General features: G+C 63.5%; 12 protein-coding genes. 11 read left to right on the forward strand and 1 reads right to left on the reverse strand.

From position 1 onward, the window contains the following. The first annotated feature begins 71 nt into the window (after positions 1 to 71). The 11 genes from BLT75_RS22705 to BLT75_RS22755 all read left to right on the forward strand — a co-directional run bounded on the left by BLT75_RS22705 (position 72) and on the right by BLT75_RS22755 (position 13,870). Positions 72 to 1,034 carry a LysR family transcriptional regulator gene (locus BLT75_RS22705; protein ID WP_093037714.1) on the forward strand — a complete coding sequence of 321 codons (963 nt, stop codon included), beginning with the start codon at positions 72 to 74 and terminating at the stop codon, positions 1,032 to 1,034. Between the two features lie 298 nt (positions 1,035 to 1,332). Then, complete coding sequence (locus BLT75_RS22710; protein ID WP_093037717.1) at positions 1,333 to 1,917, forward strand: ANTAR domain-containing response regulator; 585 nt, start codon at positions 1,333 to 1,335, stop codon at positions 1,915 to 1,917. Then, complete coding sequence (locus tag BLT75_RS22715; protein WP_093037720.1) at positions 1,914 to 3,086, forward strand: ABC transporter substrate-binding protein; 1,173 nt, start codon at positions 1,914 to 1,916, stop codon at positions 3,084 to 3,086. The genes BLT75_RS22710 and BLT75_RS22715 overlap by 4 nt, the downstream gene beginning before the upstream one ends. A gap of 275 nt (positions 3,087 to 3,361) precedes the next feature. Further along, positions 3,362 to 4,729, forward strand: a complete 1,368-nt coding sequence (locus BLT75_RS22720; RefSeq protein ID WP_093037723.1) for a CmpA/NrtA family ABC transporter substrate-binding protein — start codon at positions 3,362 to 3,364, stop codon at positions 4,727 to 4,729. Positions 4,730 to 4,847: 118 nt separating this feature from the next. Then, positions 4,848 to 5,930 (forward strand): ABC transporter permease, encoded by a 1,083-nt coding sequence (locus BLT75_RS22725; RefSeq protein ID WP_093037725.1) that lies wholly within the window; start codon positions 4,848 to 4,850, stop codon positions 5,928 to 5,930. Between the two features lie 5 nt (positions 5,931 to 5,935). Further along, a complete protein-coding gene (locus BLT75_RS22730; RefSeq protein ID WP_093037745.1) occupies positions 5,936 to 7,633 on the forward strand; it encodes an ABC transporter ATP-binding protein in 1,698 nt (565 codons plus the stop codon). 45 nt (positions 7,634 to 7,678) lie between these two features. Further along, entirely contained in the window at positions 7,679 to 8,110 is a 432-nt protein-coding gene (locus tag BLT75_RS22735; protein ID WP_093037728.1) for a globin family protein, read from the forward strand. 36 nt (positions 8,111 to 8,146) lie between these two features. After that, a complete protein-coding gene (locus BLT75_RS22740; protein WP_093037731.1) occupies positions 8,147 to 8,455 on the forward strand; it encodes a hypothetical protein in 309 nt (102 codons plus the stop codon). A 14-nt stretch (positions 8,456 to 8,469) separates the two neighbouring features. After that, the gene (gene nirB, locus BLT75_RS22745) at positions 8,470 to 10,902 is read left to right on the forward strand and encodes a nitrite reductase large subunit NirB (RefSeq protein ID WP_093037734.1); all 2,433 of its coding nucleotides are present in this window, start codon (positions 8,470 to 8,472) and stop codon (positions 10,900 to 10,902) included. Beyond that, positions 10,899 to 11,231, forward strand: coding sequence for a nitrite reductase small subunit NirD (gene nirD, locus BLT75_RS22750; protein ID WP_093037737.1), 333 nt, complete (start codon positions 10,899 to 10,901; stop codon positions 11,229 to 11,231). Before nirB ends, nirD begins: the two co-directional genes overlap by 4 nt. Next, the gene (locus BLT75_RS22755; RefSeq protein ID WP_093037740.1) at positions 11,231 to 13,870 is read left to right on the forward strand and encodes a nitrate reductase; all 2,640 of its coding nucleotides are present in this window, start codon (positions 11,231 to 11,233) and stop codon (positions 13,868 to 13,870) included. Before nirD ends, BLT75_RS22755 begins: the two co-directional genes overlap by 1 nt. Positions 13,871 to 14,226: 356 nt before the next feature. Here BLT75_RS22755 and BLT75_RS22760 read toward each other — a convergent pair. Continuing rightward, positions 14,227 to 15,885, reverse strand: a 1,659-nt coding sequence (locus BLT75_RS22760) for a tandem-95 repeat protein (RefSeq protein ID WP_143028645.1), incomplete at its 5' end; no start/stop codon positions are given.

A 15,885-nucleotide genomic window follows, 5' to 3' on the forward strand; every position in this document is an offset into this window, starting at 1 on the left:
TCGAATGTAAAATCCGCGTCCAATGCTTAATATGCGGATTAAAATGCAAGTTTCGCATAAAGGGGCGAGGCATGGATATCGGCTGGATCGAAGACCTGATTGCTCTTGAAGAGCATCGGACGCTGGCTCAGGCGGCAGCGGCGCGCCATGTCACGCAACCAGCCTTTTCGCGCAGGATCGCGGCCATAGAGGAATGGTGCGGGGCGACTCTGGTGGACCGCTCGCGCCGCCCGTTGCGCCTGCGTCCAGAGGCGCAATCACTTCTGCCCGATCTGCGCAGCGCGGCCTCGAGCCTGAACCAACTGCGCGAGGATTTGCGGCGCTCGCAAGCCGAGGGCGCGCGGATGATCATCGCGGCGCAGCACAGTCTGGCCATCTCGCTGATGCCATGGCTCTATGCCCAGCTCGATGCATCGCTGCCCTCTGCCATGGTGCGTTTGCGCTCGCTGAACCGCTCGGATGGGCTCGTGCTGCTGCTTACCGGCGCGGCGGATGTGCTGATCTGTCACGAAACCGACCGTCATCCGCTGGCCCTTGGCGCGATTGATGTCGAGCGTTTGTGGTTGGAGGAGGACTGGCTGGTGCCCGTCTCTGGGGATCGTGCCCTGGCGGGCCGCGTCAGCGAAGCTGTTGCCAGTGGTACTGCGCTCGACCTGCCCGCCGTTCTTTATCCGACGGATTCGTTCCTCGGGCGAGTTCTGCGCGACGAATGCTTGCCGATTCTGCCGCAGGGGCTGACGGTATCAGCCCGGATCGAGACCGCCCTGACTCCCGCCGTCGCCCGTCTGGTGGCGGGGCGTTCGCTTGCGTGCTGGCTGCCGAAATCCATGATCGAGCACGACCTGAAGGCAGGCATCGTTTTTTCGTTGGAGGAAGATCTGGGAACCGTGCCCCTCAGGGCCAATGCGGTCCGGACCTTCGGCCGCACCAGTTCCAGCACGGACCGGCTTTGGGATTGCCTGAAAAGAACGGTCCGTCGGGATCCGTCGTTCGGTCAGCCCGGAGAATTGGGACGATCTCCTCGCAATTCTTGACAAGGCGCTCTGGTCCCTTCCCTGGCGGTCATGCAAGGGGAACCGGCTTGGGCCGGGCAGGGGCTTTCTCGGGTTGCTCGTGGCATGAGGACCCGTTTGATTGGCAGTGCATGATCGGCCTTTGGACCATCCTGACGACGGTTTCAGAGTTCGGCGGGCGGTCGCCCGCAGTGGTCGCCCTGTGCGAAAATAGCTCTTGATCCCACCGATTGATTAATTTTTATGCAAGTGCCTGACGGGAGGGCGCGCGCGGTGCGTCTTGGCTTGCCCTGCCTGCATCTGGCTGTGAAATGGCGCCATGCCAGACCGCATGACCATCGTCGTTGTCGAAGAGGACCGGGACCGCGCAATCGCCATCGTCGATGCGCTTCATGCCTCGGGGTCCTATGACGTGCATGTCATCGGCAATCATTCCAGCCTTGCCCGGCGTATCGCCGCCCTTGCTCCGGACGTGGTGCTGATCGACATCGACAACCCCACCCGCGACATGCTTGAGGAACTTACGCTGGCCTCGGGTCCGCTGGAGCGGCCCGTGGCCATGTTCGTCTCCGGCGCGGCCGGCGGTCTGGCGCGCGAAGCGGTGGAGGCGGGGCTTTCGGCCTATGTCGTGGACGGGCTGAAACCCGAGCGGCTGAAGCCGGTGCTGGATGCTGCCATTGCGCGGTTCCAGATCGTCCGGCAGATGCGCAGCGAACTGGCCGAAACCCGCCGCGCCCTGGAGGAACGCAAGGTCATTGATCGCGCCAAAGGCCTATTGATGAAGGCCCGCGGTCTGCAGGAGGAAGAAGCCTACGCGCTGCTGCGCAAGGCCGCGATGGATCAGGGCCGGCGCGTGGCCGAGGTGGCCGAGGCGCTGGTCACGGCTTCGGGACTTTTGTCATGAAGACCGTCACCCTTCCTGTCGCCTATGTGCCGCTGGTGGACGCCGCGCCGCTGATCGTCGCCTGCGAAATGGGCTTCGCCCACGAAGAGGGGATCGAACTGGATCTTGTCGCCGCCCCTTCATGGTCCTCGGTGCGCGACATGCTGGCGTTCGGTCGGGTGGATGCAGCGCATCTACTATCGCCGGTGCCCGTTGCCATGGCGCTGGGGCTGGGTGGTGTTGCACGACCGCTCGCGGCGGTCTCTGTCCTCTCGGTCAACGGCAACGTGATAGGTGTCGGCCCGGCTCTGGAAGCGCGTCTGCGCGGCATCGGCTACACGTTCGATTTCGCGGATGCTGCCGGTGCGGCAGCGGCGCTGGCCCGCGTGGCGGATCGGCCGCTGGTCTTTGGCGTTCCATTTCCCTTCTCGATGCATGTCGAATTGCTGCACTACTGGCTCGAAGCCTCCAACCTGTCGCGCGTGGGGTTCGAGGTGCGCACGGTACCGCCGCCGCTGATGGCGCAGGCACTGGCAGCGGGCGACGTCGATGCCTTCTGCGTCGGCGAGCCCTGGGGGTCCGTGGCTGTCGAGAAATGCTCCGGCGCGCTGCTTCTGCCGGGTAAGGCGATCTGGGCGTTCGCGCCGGAAAAGGTGCTGGCCGTGCGCACGGACTGGGCCGAGACCGAGCCGCACCTGCTGGGCAAGCTGATGCGCGCGGTCTGGCGGGCAGGGCGCTGGCTGAACGCGCCAGAGCGGCGGACATCGGTGGCCGAGATTCTCTCCAAGAAAGCCTACCTCGACCTTCCCTCAGAGGTGATCGACCGGGCGTTGACCGGGCATTTCACCGTGTCGGGTCAAGGCGAACAAAGGCAGGTCGAAGGTTTCATCGAGTTTCACGACGGGGTGGCGAACTTTCCCTGGCGCAGCCAGGCGAAGTGGATCGCACACCGTCTGGCCACCCGCTACGGGCTCGATCCGGCCACCGCGAGGGCGAAGGCGGGAGAGGTCTTTCGCAGCGACATCTACCGCCGCGAGATGTCGGCGACGCATGTCGATTTCCCCGGCGCATCGGAAAAGCTTGAAGGCTCGATTCGCCAAGCCACGGCCGTCGCCTCGCAGAAAGGACAGCTCTCGCTGCTGCCGGATGCCTTCTTCGACGGGCGTATTTTTGATCCAGACAAGGTGTAGTGCCAAAAAATGCGGCAGTGCAGCATTTTGCCGGGGTTGAATCGGGTTCCGGAGCCATTCCGCTCGAAAAACCCTTTGATCGAAGCGCGGGTTTGACTGATGAATGGGTAGAAGGCGCGCAATGGAGTGCGCCTCGCGAAATTCTCCCGCAGACTGGGATTATCCGAGCAACGCCGCTCACTCTTCGTTCAGACAGAACGAAAAGTGCAGCGGCTTTTTGCGTTTTGGGGCTTCTCCCTCCCCAGGCGCGCAGACGAACAAAAGGAAAGAAGGACATGAAGTCTATCCTCTTTGGCCTCGCGGCCTCCACCGCTCTCGTCAGCCCGGCCTTCGCCGAGATGCTGGAGCTTGAAAAGGACGAGCTGACCTTCGGGTTCATCAAGCTTACTGACATGGCCCCGCTCGCCGTGGCCTACGAACGGGGCTATTTCCTCGAAGAGGGCCTGTTCGTGACCCTCGAGGCGCAGGCCAACTGGAAGGTGCTGCTGGACGGCGTGATCGGTGGCCAACTGGACGGCGCGCATATGCTGGCCGGTCAGCCGCTGGCCGCCACCATCGGTTTCGGCACCGAGGCGCATATCATCACTCCCTTTTCGATGGACCTGAATGGCAACGGCATAACCGTGTCGAACGAGGTTTGGGAGAAGATGCTGCCGCATATCCCCAAGATGGATGATGGCCGCCCGCAGCACCCGATCAGCGCCTCTGCACTTGCCCCGGTGGTCGAGGAGTTCAAGGCCGAGGGCAAGCCCTTCAACATGGGCATGGTCTTTCCGGTGTCCACCCATAACTATGAGCTGCGCTACTGGCTGGCGGCCGGTGGTCTGCACCCCGGCTACTACAGCCCTGAAAACGTCACCGGGCAGATTGGCGCCGATGTGTTCCTGTCCGTGACCCCACCGCCGCAGATGCCTGCCACCCTCGAGGCCGGCACCATCTCCGGATACTGCGTAGGCGAGCCCTGGAACCAGCAGGCGGTATTCAAGGGGATCGGCGTCCCGGTCATTACCGATTACCAGTTGTGGAAGAACAACCCCGAGAAGGTCTTCGGCATAACCGCGGAGTTTGCCGAGCAGTACCCGAACACCACGTTGGCCGTGACCAAGGCACTGATCCGCGCCGCGATCTGGCTGGACGAGAACGACAACGCCAATCGCCCCGAGGCGGTGCAGATCCTGTCGCGGCCCGAGTACGTGGGCGCCGATTACGATGTCATTGCCAACTCGATGACCGGCTTCTTCGAGTTCGAAAAGGGTGACAAGCGGGACATCCCCGATTTCAACGTCTTCTTTCGCTACAACGCGACTTACCCCTACTACTCGGACGCGGTCTGGTACCTGACCCAGATGCGCCGCTGGGGCCAGATCTCCGAGGCCAAGCCGGATAGCTGGTACGCCGAGGTCGCCAAGTCGGTCTACCGACCCGACATCTACCTGCAGGCCGCGCGGATGCTGGTCGATGAGGGGCTGGCCAACGAGGCCGATTTCCCCTGGGAAAGCGACGGCTACAAGGAGCCGACCCCGGCGGCCGACATCATCGACGGCATTCCCTACGACGGCCGCACGCCCAACGCCTACCTCGACAGCCTGCCGATCGGCCTGAAGGGCGAGCAGACCGTCGTCGGCACCGAGGTAAAGAGCTGAGCAGGCGGCTGGGCGGGACGGCGCGCGCGCAAGCACGACGCCCCGCCCAGCGTGCCTGGCTCGGGGCGCTCCCGACCCCGGACGCCCAACACAACTCACCCTTCCGAGGATCGCACCCATGACAACCGTCGACCCGAATTTCACAGAGAGCGCCGACCGGGAAGCCCGCCGTGCGCGTCTCTTCACCCGCATCAATGCCGCCGACAAGTGGTTCCAGGTACTGGGGCTCAGCTGGATAACCCCGGCGATCAAGGCCCTGGCCGGCGACAACCCACGCGCCCAGATGAAGGAACTCTGGCGCCTTCTCGCCGTGCCGCTGCTGGCCATCGCGGGGTTCCTCGTGCTCTGGGGCACGCTGGCGCCGCAGGTGCAGACCTCGCTGGGCGCCGTGCCCGGGCCGGCCGCCGTTTGGGAAGAGGCCGTCAACCTGCACGCCGACGCGCTGGCCAAATCCGAGAAGCGCGAGAAATTCGAGGCGATGGTCGCCCAGCGTAACGAAAAGCTGATCGCGGCCGGCAAGTCGGACGAAGTCAAGGAGGTTGCCTATACCGGCGCTCCGAGCTTCTACGAGCAGATATGGACTTCGATCAAGACCGTCTTCTTCGGCTTCTTCATCGGCACCGTGATCGCCATCCCGCTGGGCATCATGGCGGGCCTGTCGCCCACCGCCAACGCGGCGCTGAACCCGCTGATCCAGATATTCAAGCCCGTCTCGCCGCTGGCCTGGCTGCCCATAGTGACCATGGTCGTCTCGGCGGTCTACGTGACCAATGACGGTTTCTTCGCCAAGTCCTTCCTGATCTCGGCCATCACCGTGACGCTCTGTTCGATCTGGCCGACGATCATCAACACCGCACTGGGCGTGGCCTCGATCGACAAGGACCTGATCAACGTCTCCAAGGTGTTGAAGATGGGCACCTGGACCAAGATCACCAAGCTGGTGCTGCCCTCGGCCCTGCCCTTGATCTTCACGGGTCTGCGTCTCTCGCTGGGCGTGGGCTGGATGGTGCTGATCGCTGCCGAGATGCTGGCGCAGAACCCCGGCCTGGGCAAGTTCGTCTGGGACGAGTTCCAGAACGGCTCCTCCTCGTCGCTCGCCAAGATCATGGTCGCGGTCTTCACCATCGGCATCATCGGCTTCCTGCTGGATCGCGTGATGTACGCGCTGCAGTCCCTCTTCACCTTCTCGAACCAACGGTGATCCAGATGACTGTCATTGAAATCAAGAATGTCTCGAAAAACTTCGGCGAAGGCACTCATGCGACACAGGTGCTGAAGGACATCAACCTCTCGATACGGGAAGGCGAGTTCCTCGTCCTGCTGGGTTTCTCCGGCACGGGAAAGACCACGCTCATCAACCTGATGGCCGGGTTGGAAAAGCCGACCAAGGGCAGCGTGACCTTCAAGGGCAAACCCATCGAGGGCCCCGGACGCGAACGCGGTGTGATCTTCCAGAACTACTCGTTGATGCCCTGGCTGACGGTCAGCGGCAACGTGCAGCTTGCGGTAGACACCGTATTTCCCGAGCTTTCCAAGAACAAACGCGCGGAAAAGGTCGCCCATTATGTGCAGATGGTCGGCCTGAGCCACGCTGCAACGCGCCGCCCGGCGGAGTTGTCCGGCGGTATGCGCCAGCGGGTGAACGTGGCTCGGGCGCTGGCCATGAGCCCCGAGGTCCTGCTGCTGGACGAGCCGTTGTCCGCGCTGGATGCCCTGACCCGCGCCAATCTGGCGGACGAGATCGAGAAGATCTGGGAAGCTGAAAACAAGACCTGCGTGCTTATCACCAATGACGTGGACGAGGCCATCCTGCTGGCTGACCGCATCATCGCGCTGAACCCGGACGGGACACTGGGCGAGCAGTTCGATGTGGAAATCGCCCGCCCCCGCGAACGCGGCGCCATGAACCACGACCCGTATTTCAAGACCCTGCGCGGCAAGGTCACCCAGTACCTGATGGATGTTGGCATCGAGGCCAAGGCCGAGGGGTCCCGGCTGCTGCCCAACGTCACCCCGATCCACGGCGTTCCGAAGGCCGTGCAGCAGGCGCAGGAGGGACTGATCGACGAGCGCTTCCTGGACTTCAGCCAATTGCACAAGATCTACCCGACACCCAAGGGACCGCTGACCGTTGTGGAGGACTTCAACCTCAAGATGGATCGCGGCGAGTTCATCTCGCTGATCGGCCACTCGGGCTGCGGCAAATCGACGGTTCTGACCATGGCTGCCGGTCTGAATGCGATCTCCAAGGGCGCGATCCGCCTTGACGGCTACCACGTGGAAGGCGCCGACCCCGAGCGTGCGGTGGTCTTCCAGTCGCCCTCGCTCTTCCCTTGGCTGACAGCGCGCGAGAACTGCGCCATAGGTGTCGACAAGGTCTATCCCGGCGCCAGCCGGGCAGAGCGGCAGGACGTGGTGGACTACTACCTCGAACGTGTCGGCCTTGCCGATGCGATGGACCGGCCTGCGTCTGACATGTCGAACGGCATGAAGCAGCGGGTGGGCATCGCGCGGGCTTTCGCGCTCTCGCCCAAGCTGCTGCTGCTGGACGAACCCTTCGGGATGCTGGACAGCCTGACGCGCTGGGAACTGCAGGAAGTGCTGATGGAGGTCTGGGACCGCACCAAGGTCACCGCCATCTGCGTCACGCATGACGTGGACGAGGCGATCCTGCTGGCCGACCGCGTGGTGATGATGACCAACGGCCCGCAGGCCACCATCGGCGAGATCATCGACGTCGACCTGCCGCGCCCACGCTCTCGCAAGGCGCTGCTCGAACACCCGGACTATTACACCTACCGCGCCCAGGTTCTCGATTTCCTCGAGGAATACGAACACGGCAAGCATGGCAAGAGCGAAAGCAAGGCCGGAGCGACGAAATCGCAGAAGCGGAAAGCCGCCTGAGAGCGGCCTTCGCCAGGCAACACCGGCAAAAGAAAGGGAAACGACATGCAGGACACCCAGATCAGCCTCGTTCAGGCCAGTTTTGCCAAGGTCGTGCCGATCGCCGACACGGCGGCCGGCCTCTTCTACGCGGACCTTTTCGAGACCGCGCCCGAGGTGAAGCCCTACTTCCGCGGCACCGACATCACCGAGCAGGGCAAGAAGCTGATGATGACCCTCGGGACGGTGGTAAACGGGCTACACAACCTGGACGCCATCGTGCCTGTCGCCGAGCAGCTTGCCATACGGCACGTCGCCTATGGTGTGCAGGCAGAAGATTACGCCAAGGTCGGCGCCTCGCGTCTGCGCACGCTGAACAAGGGGCTTGGCGACGCCTTCCCCCCCGAGGTCGAGGCGGCCTGGACCGCCGCCTACACCACGCTGTCCGGTGTGATGATCGCGGCGGCCTATCCGACAGAAACGCAAACTGCCGACTGACGCGGCCTTTGAACTTCTCCTGAAAGGGACCCGGAGATGGAAACGAAATTGGAAGCGGACATCCGGATGCAGACCTTCATCAAGGTCCGCACGGTCCGGGTGCCGGAAGGCGAGGAACCGACGCTCGCCGATGGCAACTGCTGCGCCTTCGCGGCCTTCGAAGAGGGTTCGCGCGCGACGCGGTTCGCCCAAGGCGAGGGGCTGCCCGGCAAGGCGGTGGCTACCGGCCATCCCGTTGTCGAGAGCTGGGCGCCTGGTGGCGTGACCGCGGGATCCGAGACGATGGTCGCCCTGCCGATCCATCACGACCGAGACATCGCGCACATCGTGGCGTGGAATTGCTGAGAGGACGAAACGACATGCAGAAACTGGTCGTCATCGGAGCCGGCATGGCCTCGGGCAGGGTGCTTGAACACCTGCGCGAGACTGCGCCGGACGCTTACGAAATCACGCTGTTCAACGCCGAACCGCGTGGCAATTACAACCGCATCATGCTCTCGCCTGTGCTCTCGGGAGAAAAATCATACCCTGAGATCGTCACGCATGACGATGACTGGTACGCCGCCAACAAGGTGACCTGCCGCTTCGGCGAGCATGTCGTCAGGATAGACCGCGAGGCGAAGCAGGTGCACGGCCAGAAAGGCGCGGTCCCCTATGACAAGCTCCTGATCGCCACCGGCTCGGCCCCGTTCATTATCCCCGTTCCGGGCAAGGATCTGCCGGGCGTCGTGGCCTATCGCGATCTCGACGACACCAACGCCATGATCGCGGCGACAGGCAAATCCGGCGCGCGGGCCGTCGTGATCGGCGGCGGGCTGCTGGGGCTGGAAGCGGCGGCAGGCCTGCGGCTGAGGGGCATGGAGGTCACCGTCCTGCACCTGATGGGCCATCTGATGGAGCGTCAGCTGGACGAGGCGGCGGGCTACCTGCTGAAGAAGGACCTGGAAAGGCGCGGCATCACCGTGCTGACGAACGCCTCGACCAAGGCGATCCTTGGCGAAGACCGGGCCGAGGCGGTACTGCTGGAAGACGGCACCGTCCTGGATGCCGATCTGGTGGTGATGGCGGTCGGCATCCGGCCGGAGACCCGGCTTGCCGTCGATGCGCATCTCGAGGTTGGCCGTGGCATCGAGGTGAACCCGCAGATGTTGACCTCCGATCCCGACATTCTCGCCGTCGGCGAATGCGTCGAACTGAACGGCCAGCTTTTCGGGCTTGTCGCGCCGCTCTACGATCAGGCCAAGGTCGCGGCAGCCACACTGACGGCGCAGGCGGCCGAGTTCGTACCCCGCGAACTGTCGACCAAGCTCAAGGTCACCGGTTGCGACCTGTTCAGCGCCGGCGACTTCGCCGAGGGCGAGGGGCGCGAGGACATCGTCTTTCGCGACCCGGCGCGCGGCGTCTACAGGCGCCTGGTGATCGAAGGCAACCGGCTGATCGGTGCGGTGATGTACGGCGACACCGCCGACAGCAACTGGTTCTTCGGCCTGATCAAGGACGGCGCGGACATCGAGGAGATGCGCGAGACGCTGATCTTTGGCCCCGCCTGCCAGGGAGGTGGTCAAGCGGACCCTCTCTCAGCCGTTGCAGCCTTGCCGCCTGAGGCGGAAATCTGTGGCTGCAACGGCGTCTGCAAGGGAACTATCGTCAAGGCCATCGAAGGCGGGGCAGGGGACCTTGGCGCGTTGCGCGCCATTACCAAGGCCTCGGGCTCTTGCGGCACCTGCACCGGGCTAGTGGAACAGGTTCTCCAGGTCACACTGGGTGACGATTTTCAAAGACCCGCGGCGCAGCCCATGTGCGGCTGCACCGAACTGACCCACGAGGACGTTCGTCTGCTGATCAAGACCAAGGAGCTCAAGAGCCAGGAGGCGGTCTGGCAGGAGCTTGGCTGGAAGACGGTCAACGGCTGCCATGCCTGCCGCCCGGCGGTGAACTACTACCTGCTGGCCGACTGGCCGCTGGAATACAAGGACGACCCGCAAAGCCGCTTCGTCAACGAGCGCAATCACGCCAACATCCAGAAGGACGGCACCTATTCCGTCATGCCGCGGATGTGGGGCGGAATGACCACGCCACAGGAGTTGATCGCCATCGCGCAGGCGGCCGAAAAATATGGCGCCACGGTCAAGGTGACCGGCGGCCAGCGGATCGACCTGCTGGGCGTGCGCAAGGAGGATCTGCCGGGAATCTGGTACGATCTCAACCAGGCCGGAATGGTTTCGGGCCACGCCTACACCAAGGGTCTGCGTACGGTGAAGACCTGCGTCGGTTCGGACTGGTGCCGCTTCGGCACGCAGGATTCAACGGGCCTGGGCATCAAGCTGGAAAAGAAGCTCTGGGGCTCGTGGACGCCGCACAAGGTCAAGCTGGCAGTGTCCGGCTGCCCGCGCAACTGCGCCGAGGCCACCTGCAAGGACGTGGGCATCATCTGCGTCGACTCCGGTTACCAGGTCGGAGTGGCAGGGGCTGCGGGCATGGACGTCAAGGAGACCGAGCGTCTTGTCGACGTCCGGACCGAGGAGGAGGCGATCGAATGGACGACCGCCTTCATCCAGCTCTACCGCGAGAACGCCAAGTACCTCGACCGGCCCTACAAGTGGGTCGCCAAGGTCGGGCTCGACTGGGTCAAGGAGGTGCTGGGCAATGACGCCGAGCGCACCGCGCTCGTCGAACGCTTCGACGTGTCGCAGAGCGTCTACCAGAAGGATCCCTGGGCCGAGCGGGCCAGTCCGGAGGCGGCCCGCCGCTTCCAGCCCCTCGCCGATTTTACCAAGGAGGCTGCGGAATGAACTGGATCGATATCGGTGCCGTCGAGGATGTCCCACTGCGCGGGGCGCGGCTGGTCAAGACGCATGAAGGTTGTGTCGCGGTGTTCCGCACCGCCGAGACGGAGGTCTTTGCCGCCTCGGACACCTGCCCGCACAAGGCCGGCCCCCTGTCTGAGGGGATCGTTCACGGGCAGAAGGTGACCTGCCCGCTGCACAACTGGGTTTTCGATCTGAATACGGGTCTTGCGCAGGGTGCCGACGATGGCCGGATCGAGGTCTATCCGGTACAGATCGTGGAGGGCCGCATCCTGCTTGATGTCTCGTTCCTCGCCAAGAGGAGTGCGGCCTGATGGATGACGGGGGCGCTTGCGAACAGAAGACGGTGCGTTCGACCTGCCCCTATTGCGGGGTGGGCTGCGGCGTGCTGCTGACGCCCGACGGCCAGGGCGGGCTCGACGTGCGCGGCGATCCCGACCATCCGGCGAACCGCGGGCGACTCTGTTCGAAAGGATCGGCGCTGGGCGAGACCCTCGGCCTTGGTCAGCGCCTCATGGCGCCGCGCATCCGGGGGCTGGACGTCTCGTGGGAGACGGCGCTGCAGAAGGTGGCTGACACCTTTCGCGAGACCATTGCCGAATACGGCCCCGACAGCATCGCATTTTATGTCTCCGGTCAGTTGCTGACCGAGGATTACTATGTCGCCAACAAGCTGATGAAAGGTTTCATCGGCTCGGCCAATATCGATACCAACTCGCGCCTGTGCATGGCCTCCACCGTTGCCGGGCACAAGCGCGCCTTCGGCACCGACACTGTGCCCGGCACCTACGAGGATCTCGATGAGGCGGACCTGATCGTCCTCGTGGGCTCCAACCTCGCCTGGTGTCATCCGGTCCTCTACCAGCGCATCCTCGCCGCCCGGAGGGCGCGTGGCACACGGCTTGTCGTCATCGATCCGCGCCGCACCGCCAGTTGCGATGGTGCCGAGATGCACCTTGCGCTTGAACCGGGCACGGACGTTGCCCTGTTCAACCGCCTGTTCCGCGAAATCTACGCAGCAGGCGCGGTGGACCAGACCTATCTCCGCCACACCGAGGGCTTCGACGAGGCCCTGCGCACCGCCTGCCGTGAAGATTCTTCCGTCACGGGGCTGTCCGAACAGCAGGTCAGGGACTTCTGCCGTCTCTGGATCGGCACCGAGAAGGTGGTCACCATCTTCAGCCAGGGTGTGAACCAGTCCAGCTCGGGCTCGGACAAGGTCAACGCCATCCTCAACTGCCATCTCGCCGCCGGCCGTATCGGCAAGCCGGGCTGTGGCCCCTTCTCGGTCACGGGGCAGCCGAATGCCATGGGCGGGCGCGAGGTAGGCGGTCTGGCCAACATGCTTGCCTGCCACCTCGACCTGGAAAACGCCGACCACCGCGCCGCCGTGCGCGATTTCTGGTCCGCTCCCGCGGTACCCGACGCACCGGGGCTGAAGGCCGTCGACATGTTTCGCGCCGCGGGCGACGGGCGCATCAAGGCGCTCTGGATCATCCATACGAACCCCGTCGTCTCGATGCCCGAGGCCGACGCCGTGCGCGATGCCATCGCCAACTGTCCCTTCACCGTGATCAGCGACATCACCGGCGCCACCGATACCGCCCGCCTCGCCGATATCCTGCTGCCTGCCACGGCCTGGGCCGAGAAGGACGGCACCGTGACCAATTCCGATCGCACCGTCAGCCGGCAGCGCGCCGCCCTGCCGGCGCCGGGATTGTCCCGCCCGGACTGGGCCATCCTGGCCGAGGTCGGCCGCCGCATGGGCTGGACCGCCGCCTTCGATTACCAGTCGCCCGCCGAGATCTTCCGCGAATACGCAGCCCTTTCGGGCATCGCCGAGACCTTCGGGCGCGATTTCGACATCTCTGGCCTCGCAGCCCTCAGCGAAACGGAATACGAGACGCTTGCCCCGACACGCTGGCCGATCACGACGGGGCGGACCGGCGGCCGTTTCTTCGCCGATGGCCGGTTTTTCCATCCCAACGGCAAGGCCAGGCTCCTCCCGGTCGCCTTCCGTCCGCCCGCCGCGAGGACCGTGCCGCGCTACCCTTTCCGGCTGAACACCGGGCGCACCCGTGACCAATGGCACACCATGACGCGCACAAGCCTGTCGCCGCGCCTTGCCGCCCATCTGGCCGAGCCTTTCCTGGAGATCCATCCACAGGACGCGCAGGCGGGAAGCATCGCCGCTGCCGATCTCGTCCGTGTCGAAAGCCCTCATGGCAGCGCCATCCTGCGCGCTCGCATCACCGACAGCGTCAAGCCTGGTCAGGTATTTGCCCCGATTCACTGGACCGGCGAGACCGCGCCATCGGCGCGCATCGACGCGCTGGTCGCCGCGATCACCGATCCCGTCTCGGGCCAGCCGGAAAGCAAGGCCAGCGTCGTCAACGTCACCCGCCTGCAAGCGGCATGGTACGGCTTTGCGGTCTCGACTGGCGGCATTATCCCGAACGCCGATTACTGGGCACGCGCGACCACCATGCGGGGCGTCCGCGCGGAACTTGCGGGTTTGACCCCGGTCGACGACTGGGAACAGGCGGCGCGCGAGCTGTTTGGCCTGCCGGAGGCGGAATTGACCTCCGTTCTCGATCCGGCGCGCGGCAGCGCCCGCATCGCCCTTCGCAAGGACGGATGCCTGGTGGCGGCGCTTTTCGTTTCGCCACAGCCGGTGGCCGTGATGCGAGACTACCTCGCCGGTCTGCCGGATGTCCCTGATCACAGCCTGCTCTCCGGGCGTTCGCCCGCCGACAGGCCCGATCCCGGGCCGATCCTGTGTTCTTGTTTCGGGGTCGGTATCAACCGTATCCTCGCGGCCATCGAAACCCAGGGCCTGATGAACGTCGACGCCATCGGGGCGGCGCTGCAGGCGGGCACCAACTGCGGCTCCTGCCGCCCCGAACTGGCCGACCTGCTGGCAATGGCCAATACGAGGCAAGCCGCCGAATGAGCCTGTCAGAGCATGTCCGGGCGCTGGGCCATGCCCCCGACGCTCGCGCTTGCTTGGCGCGGTCTAAGCGTTTTTGACGGATGGGGTAAGTTTGGGGCCTTGGAGCAGGGCAGTCACGCTGAGTATTCGCCTCAACCATTCCGAAAAGTACGCGCCATGTTGCGCTCCAGTGACGGATGCCTTCTTTATCGGAAACGCCTCAGTCATCCTGCCGAGAAACATCCGCTTCCGGCATCTCCTTTACATCGGCGATGATCCCTGCGGGGCGCTGGGAGATTTCTGACCGCCGGCTTTGAAGAAGTGCCCTGGGTTGTCGTGTTCTTCGCATTGGTATCGTCTCGGCGTTACAGCGCCAATCAGGTCGTCGGCAGTGTTGTGGCGACGACCTCCTCCAGTCCGAGGGACCCATACATGCCGGTGTGGCTGACCGCTTCGAAATCTGGCTGGCTTCCGTTGAAAGCGGACACCAGCTTGTGCTCCCCGCCATTTGTTCCTTCCAGAACGCTACCTTGTTCGAAAATATCCGGTGTTTCCGATGCCGTATGCAGAAGCTCGGAAAGTTTTAGCTCCTGAAAATTCGACGAAGAGTCCCCGATAACCGAGGTGGAAAGCTCTTCCTGATGGTAAACCGGCAATAAGTCATTGGACAGCATGAACGTCATTTCGGACGGTTCGCTACCTGTTTCGTTCGAAGGTGCAGAGCGTGCGGTTGCGCCGCTTGTAGGCGCGATTTCGATGACCCCGCCAGCGAACAGTTCGATCTGGTCAGCTGTGGTCGAACTATCGCCGTCGAGGTCGAAAGTGGCCGACGCATAGAACACGTTTATGGAGCCCAGAAGATTTTCGATATTCGGAACGTCTTGGAGCGCCACGGAATAATTGAGACCGCTGCTCGTCAGCGCGCTGCTGTTCTCGTCGACGACCTCTCCCAGGTCGACACCATCGACGTTCAACGAAAGAGAAAAATCGATCAACTGTGCATTGAACAGGGGTGTTTGATCTAATGCGTCGGCAAGTGCGGCAGGCGTGGTGACTGAGGTCGCGGTTCCGTCCGAATCGACAATCTCAAGATTCGAAAGAGTGACATTGGGCCCTACGGCGAAAGCCTCGATATCAACTGCTACACTGTTGTTGAGATTCAGAAGCGCTCCTTGCCAGTCCTGTTGGGGCGGCAACGGGTTTCCGTCCGTGATGAAGTAAAGGATATTGGCGTCATCCGGGCTTTGTCCGCTCAAGATGTCGTTGGCCTCGTTGAGCGCGGCTTCCCAGCTGGTCGATCCGCTCTGGAAGGGCAGATTGTTCAGCTGAGTGATCAATTCGGCATGGTCTTCTACAAGATTGAACGGACCAATCGTATTGGCGGTACCGCTGTACGAGGTGAGGAATATGTTGACCTCGGTTGCCGAGCCGGCAAATTGATTGGACAGTGTATCGAGTGCCGTAGAGACCGAATTCAGAAGATCGTTCCAGCCGCTGAGCGTGATGCTGCCTGAACTGTCCATGGCGATAAGCAGATTGATCGCGTTGGACGAAGTCGGGGTCACTTCCAATATGAAAGATCCGGGCGGGTCTCCTGGTGTTTCCGAATTGAAGGTGATTGAAACCGGCACATCGTCCGGCAGCGTGGTCACGTCTTGTCCGACAATGACAACCGCGGTTGCTGTGTCGCTGCCGCCCTGGCCGTCGCTGACCGTATAGGTGAAGCTGTCGACACCGAAAAAATCCGCGTTGGGCGTGTAGGTAACCGAAGGTCCGTCGTAGCTGACAGTGCCGTTGAAAGCGGTGCCGACTGAACTGATCGCAAGGGCGTCGCCGTCGACATCGCTGTCATTTGCGATCACGTCGAATGTAACCGGTACGTTCTGATCTGTGAATTCATAATCGCTTGCGGCCACCGGCGCGTCGTTGACCGGGGTGACGGTGACGGTGACGGTGGCGGTGGTGCTGCCGCCCTGTCCGTCCGACAGGGTGTAGGTGAAGCTGTCGGTGCCGTTGAAATCGGCGTCGGGCGTATA

This window comes from Ruegeria marina, from assembly GCF_900101475.1.
Lineage (GTDB): Bacteria > Pseudomonadota > Alphaproteobacteria > Rhodobacterales > Rhodobacteraceae > Ruegeria_B > Ruegeria_B marina.

Excerpts from the sequence above, each read along its gene's own strand:
- BLT75_RS22705 (WP_093037714.1), top strand. The coding sequence starts at position 72 with ATGGATATCGGCTGGATCGAAGACCTGATTGCTCTTGAAGAGCATCGG.
- BLT75_RS22710 (WP_093037717.1), top strand. The coding sequence starts at position 1,333 with ATGCCAGACCGCATGACCATCGTCGTTGTCGAAGAGGACCGGGACCGC.
- BLT75_RS22715 (WP_093037720.1), top strand. The coding sequence starts at position 1,914 with ATGAAGACCGTCACCCTTCCTGTCGCCTATGTGCCGCTGGTGGACGCC.
- BLT75_RS22720 (WP_093037723.1), top strand. The coding sequence starts at position 3,362 with ATGAAGTCTATCCTCTTTGGCCTCGCGGCCTCCACCGCTCTCGTCAGC.
- BLT75_RS22725 (WP_093037725.1), top strand. The coding sequence starts at position 4,848 with ATGACAACCGTCGACCCGAATTTCACAGAGAGCGCCGACCGGGAAGCC.
- BLT75_RS22730 (WP_093037745.1), top strand. The coding sequence starts at position 5,936 with ATGACTGTCATTGAAATCAAGAATGTCTCGAAAAACTTCGGCGAAGGC.
- BLT75_RS22735 (WP_093037728.1), top strand. The coding sequence starts at position 7,679 with ATGCAGGACACCCAGATCAGCCTCGTTCAGGCCAGTTTTGCCAAGGTC.
- BLT75_RS22740 (WP_093037731.1), top strand. The coding sequence starts at position 8,147 with ATGGAAACGAAATTGGAAGCGGACATCCGGATGCAGACCTTCATCAAG.
- nirB (WP_093037734.1), top strand. The coding sequence starts at position 8,470 with ATGCAGAAACTGGTCGTCATCGGAGCCGGCATGGCCTCGGGCAGGGTG.
- nirD (WP_093037737.1), top strand. The coding sequence starts at position 10,899 with ATGAACTGGATCGATATCGGTGCCGTCGAGGATGTCCCACTGCGCGGG.
- BLT75_RS22755 (WP_093037740.1), top strand. The coding sequence starts at position 11,231 with ATGGATGACGGGGGCGCTTGCGAACAGAAGACGGTGCGTTCGACCTGC.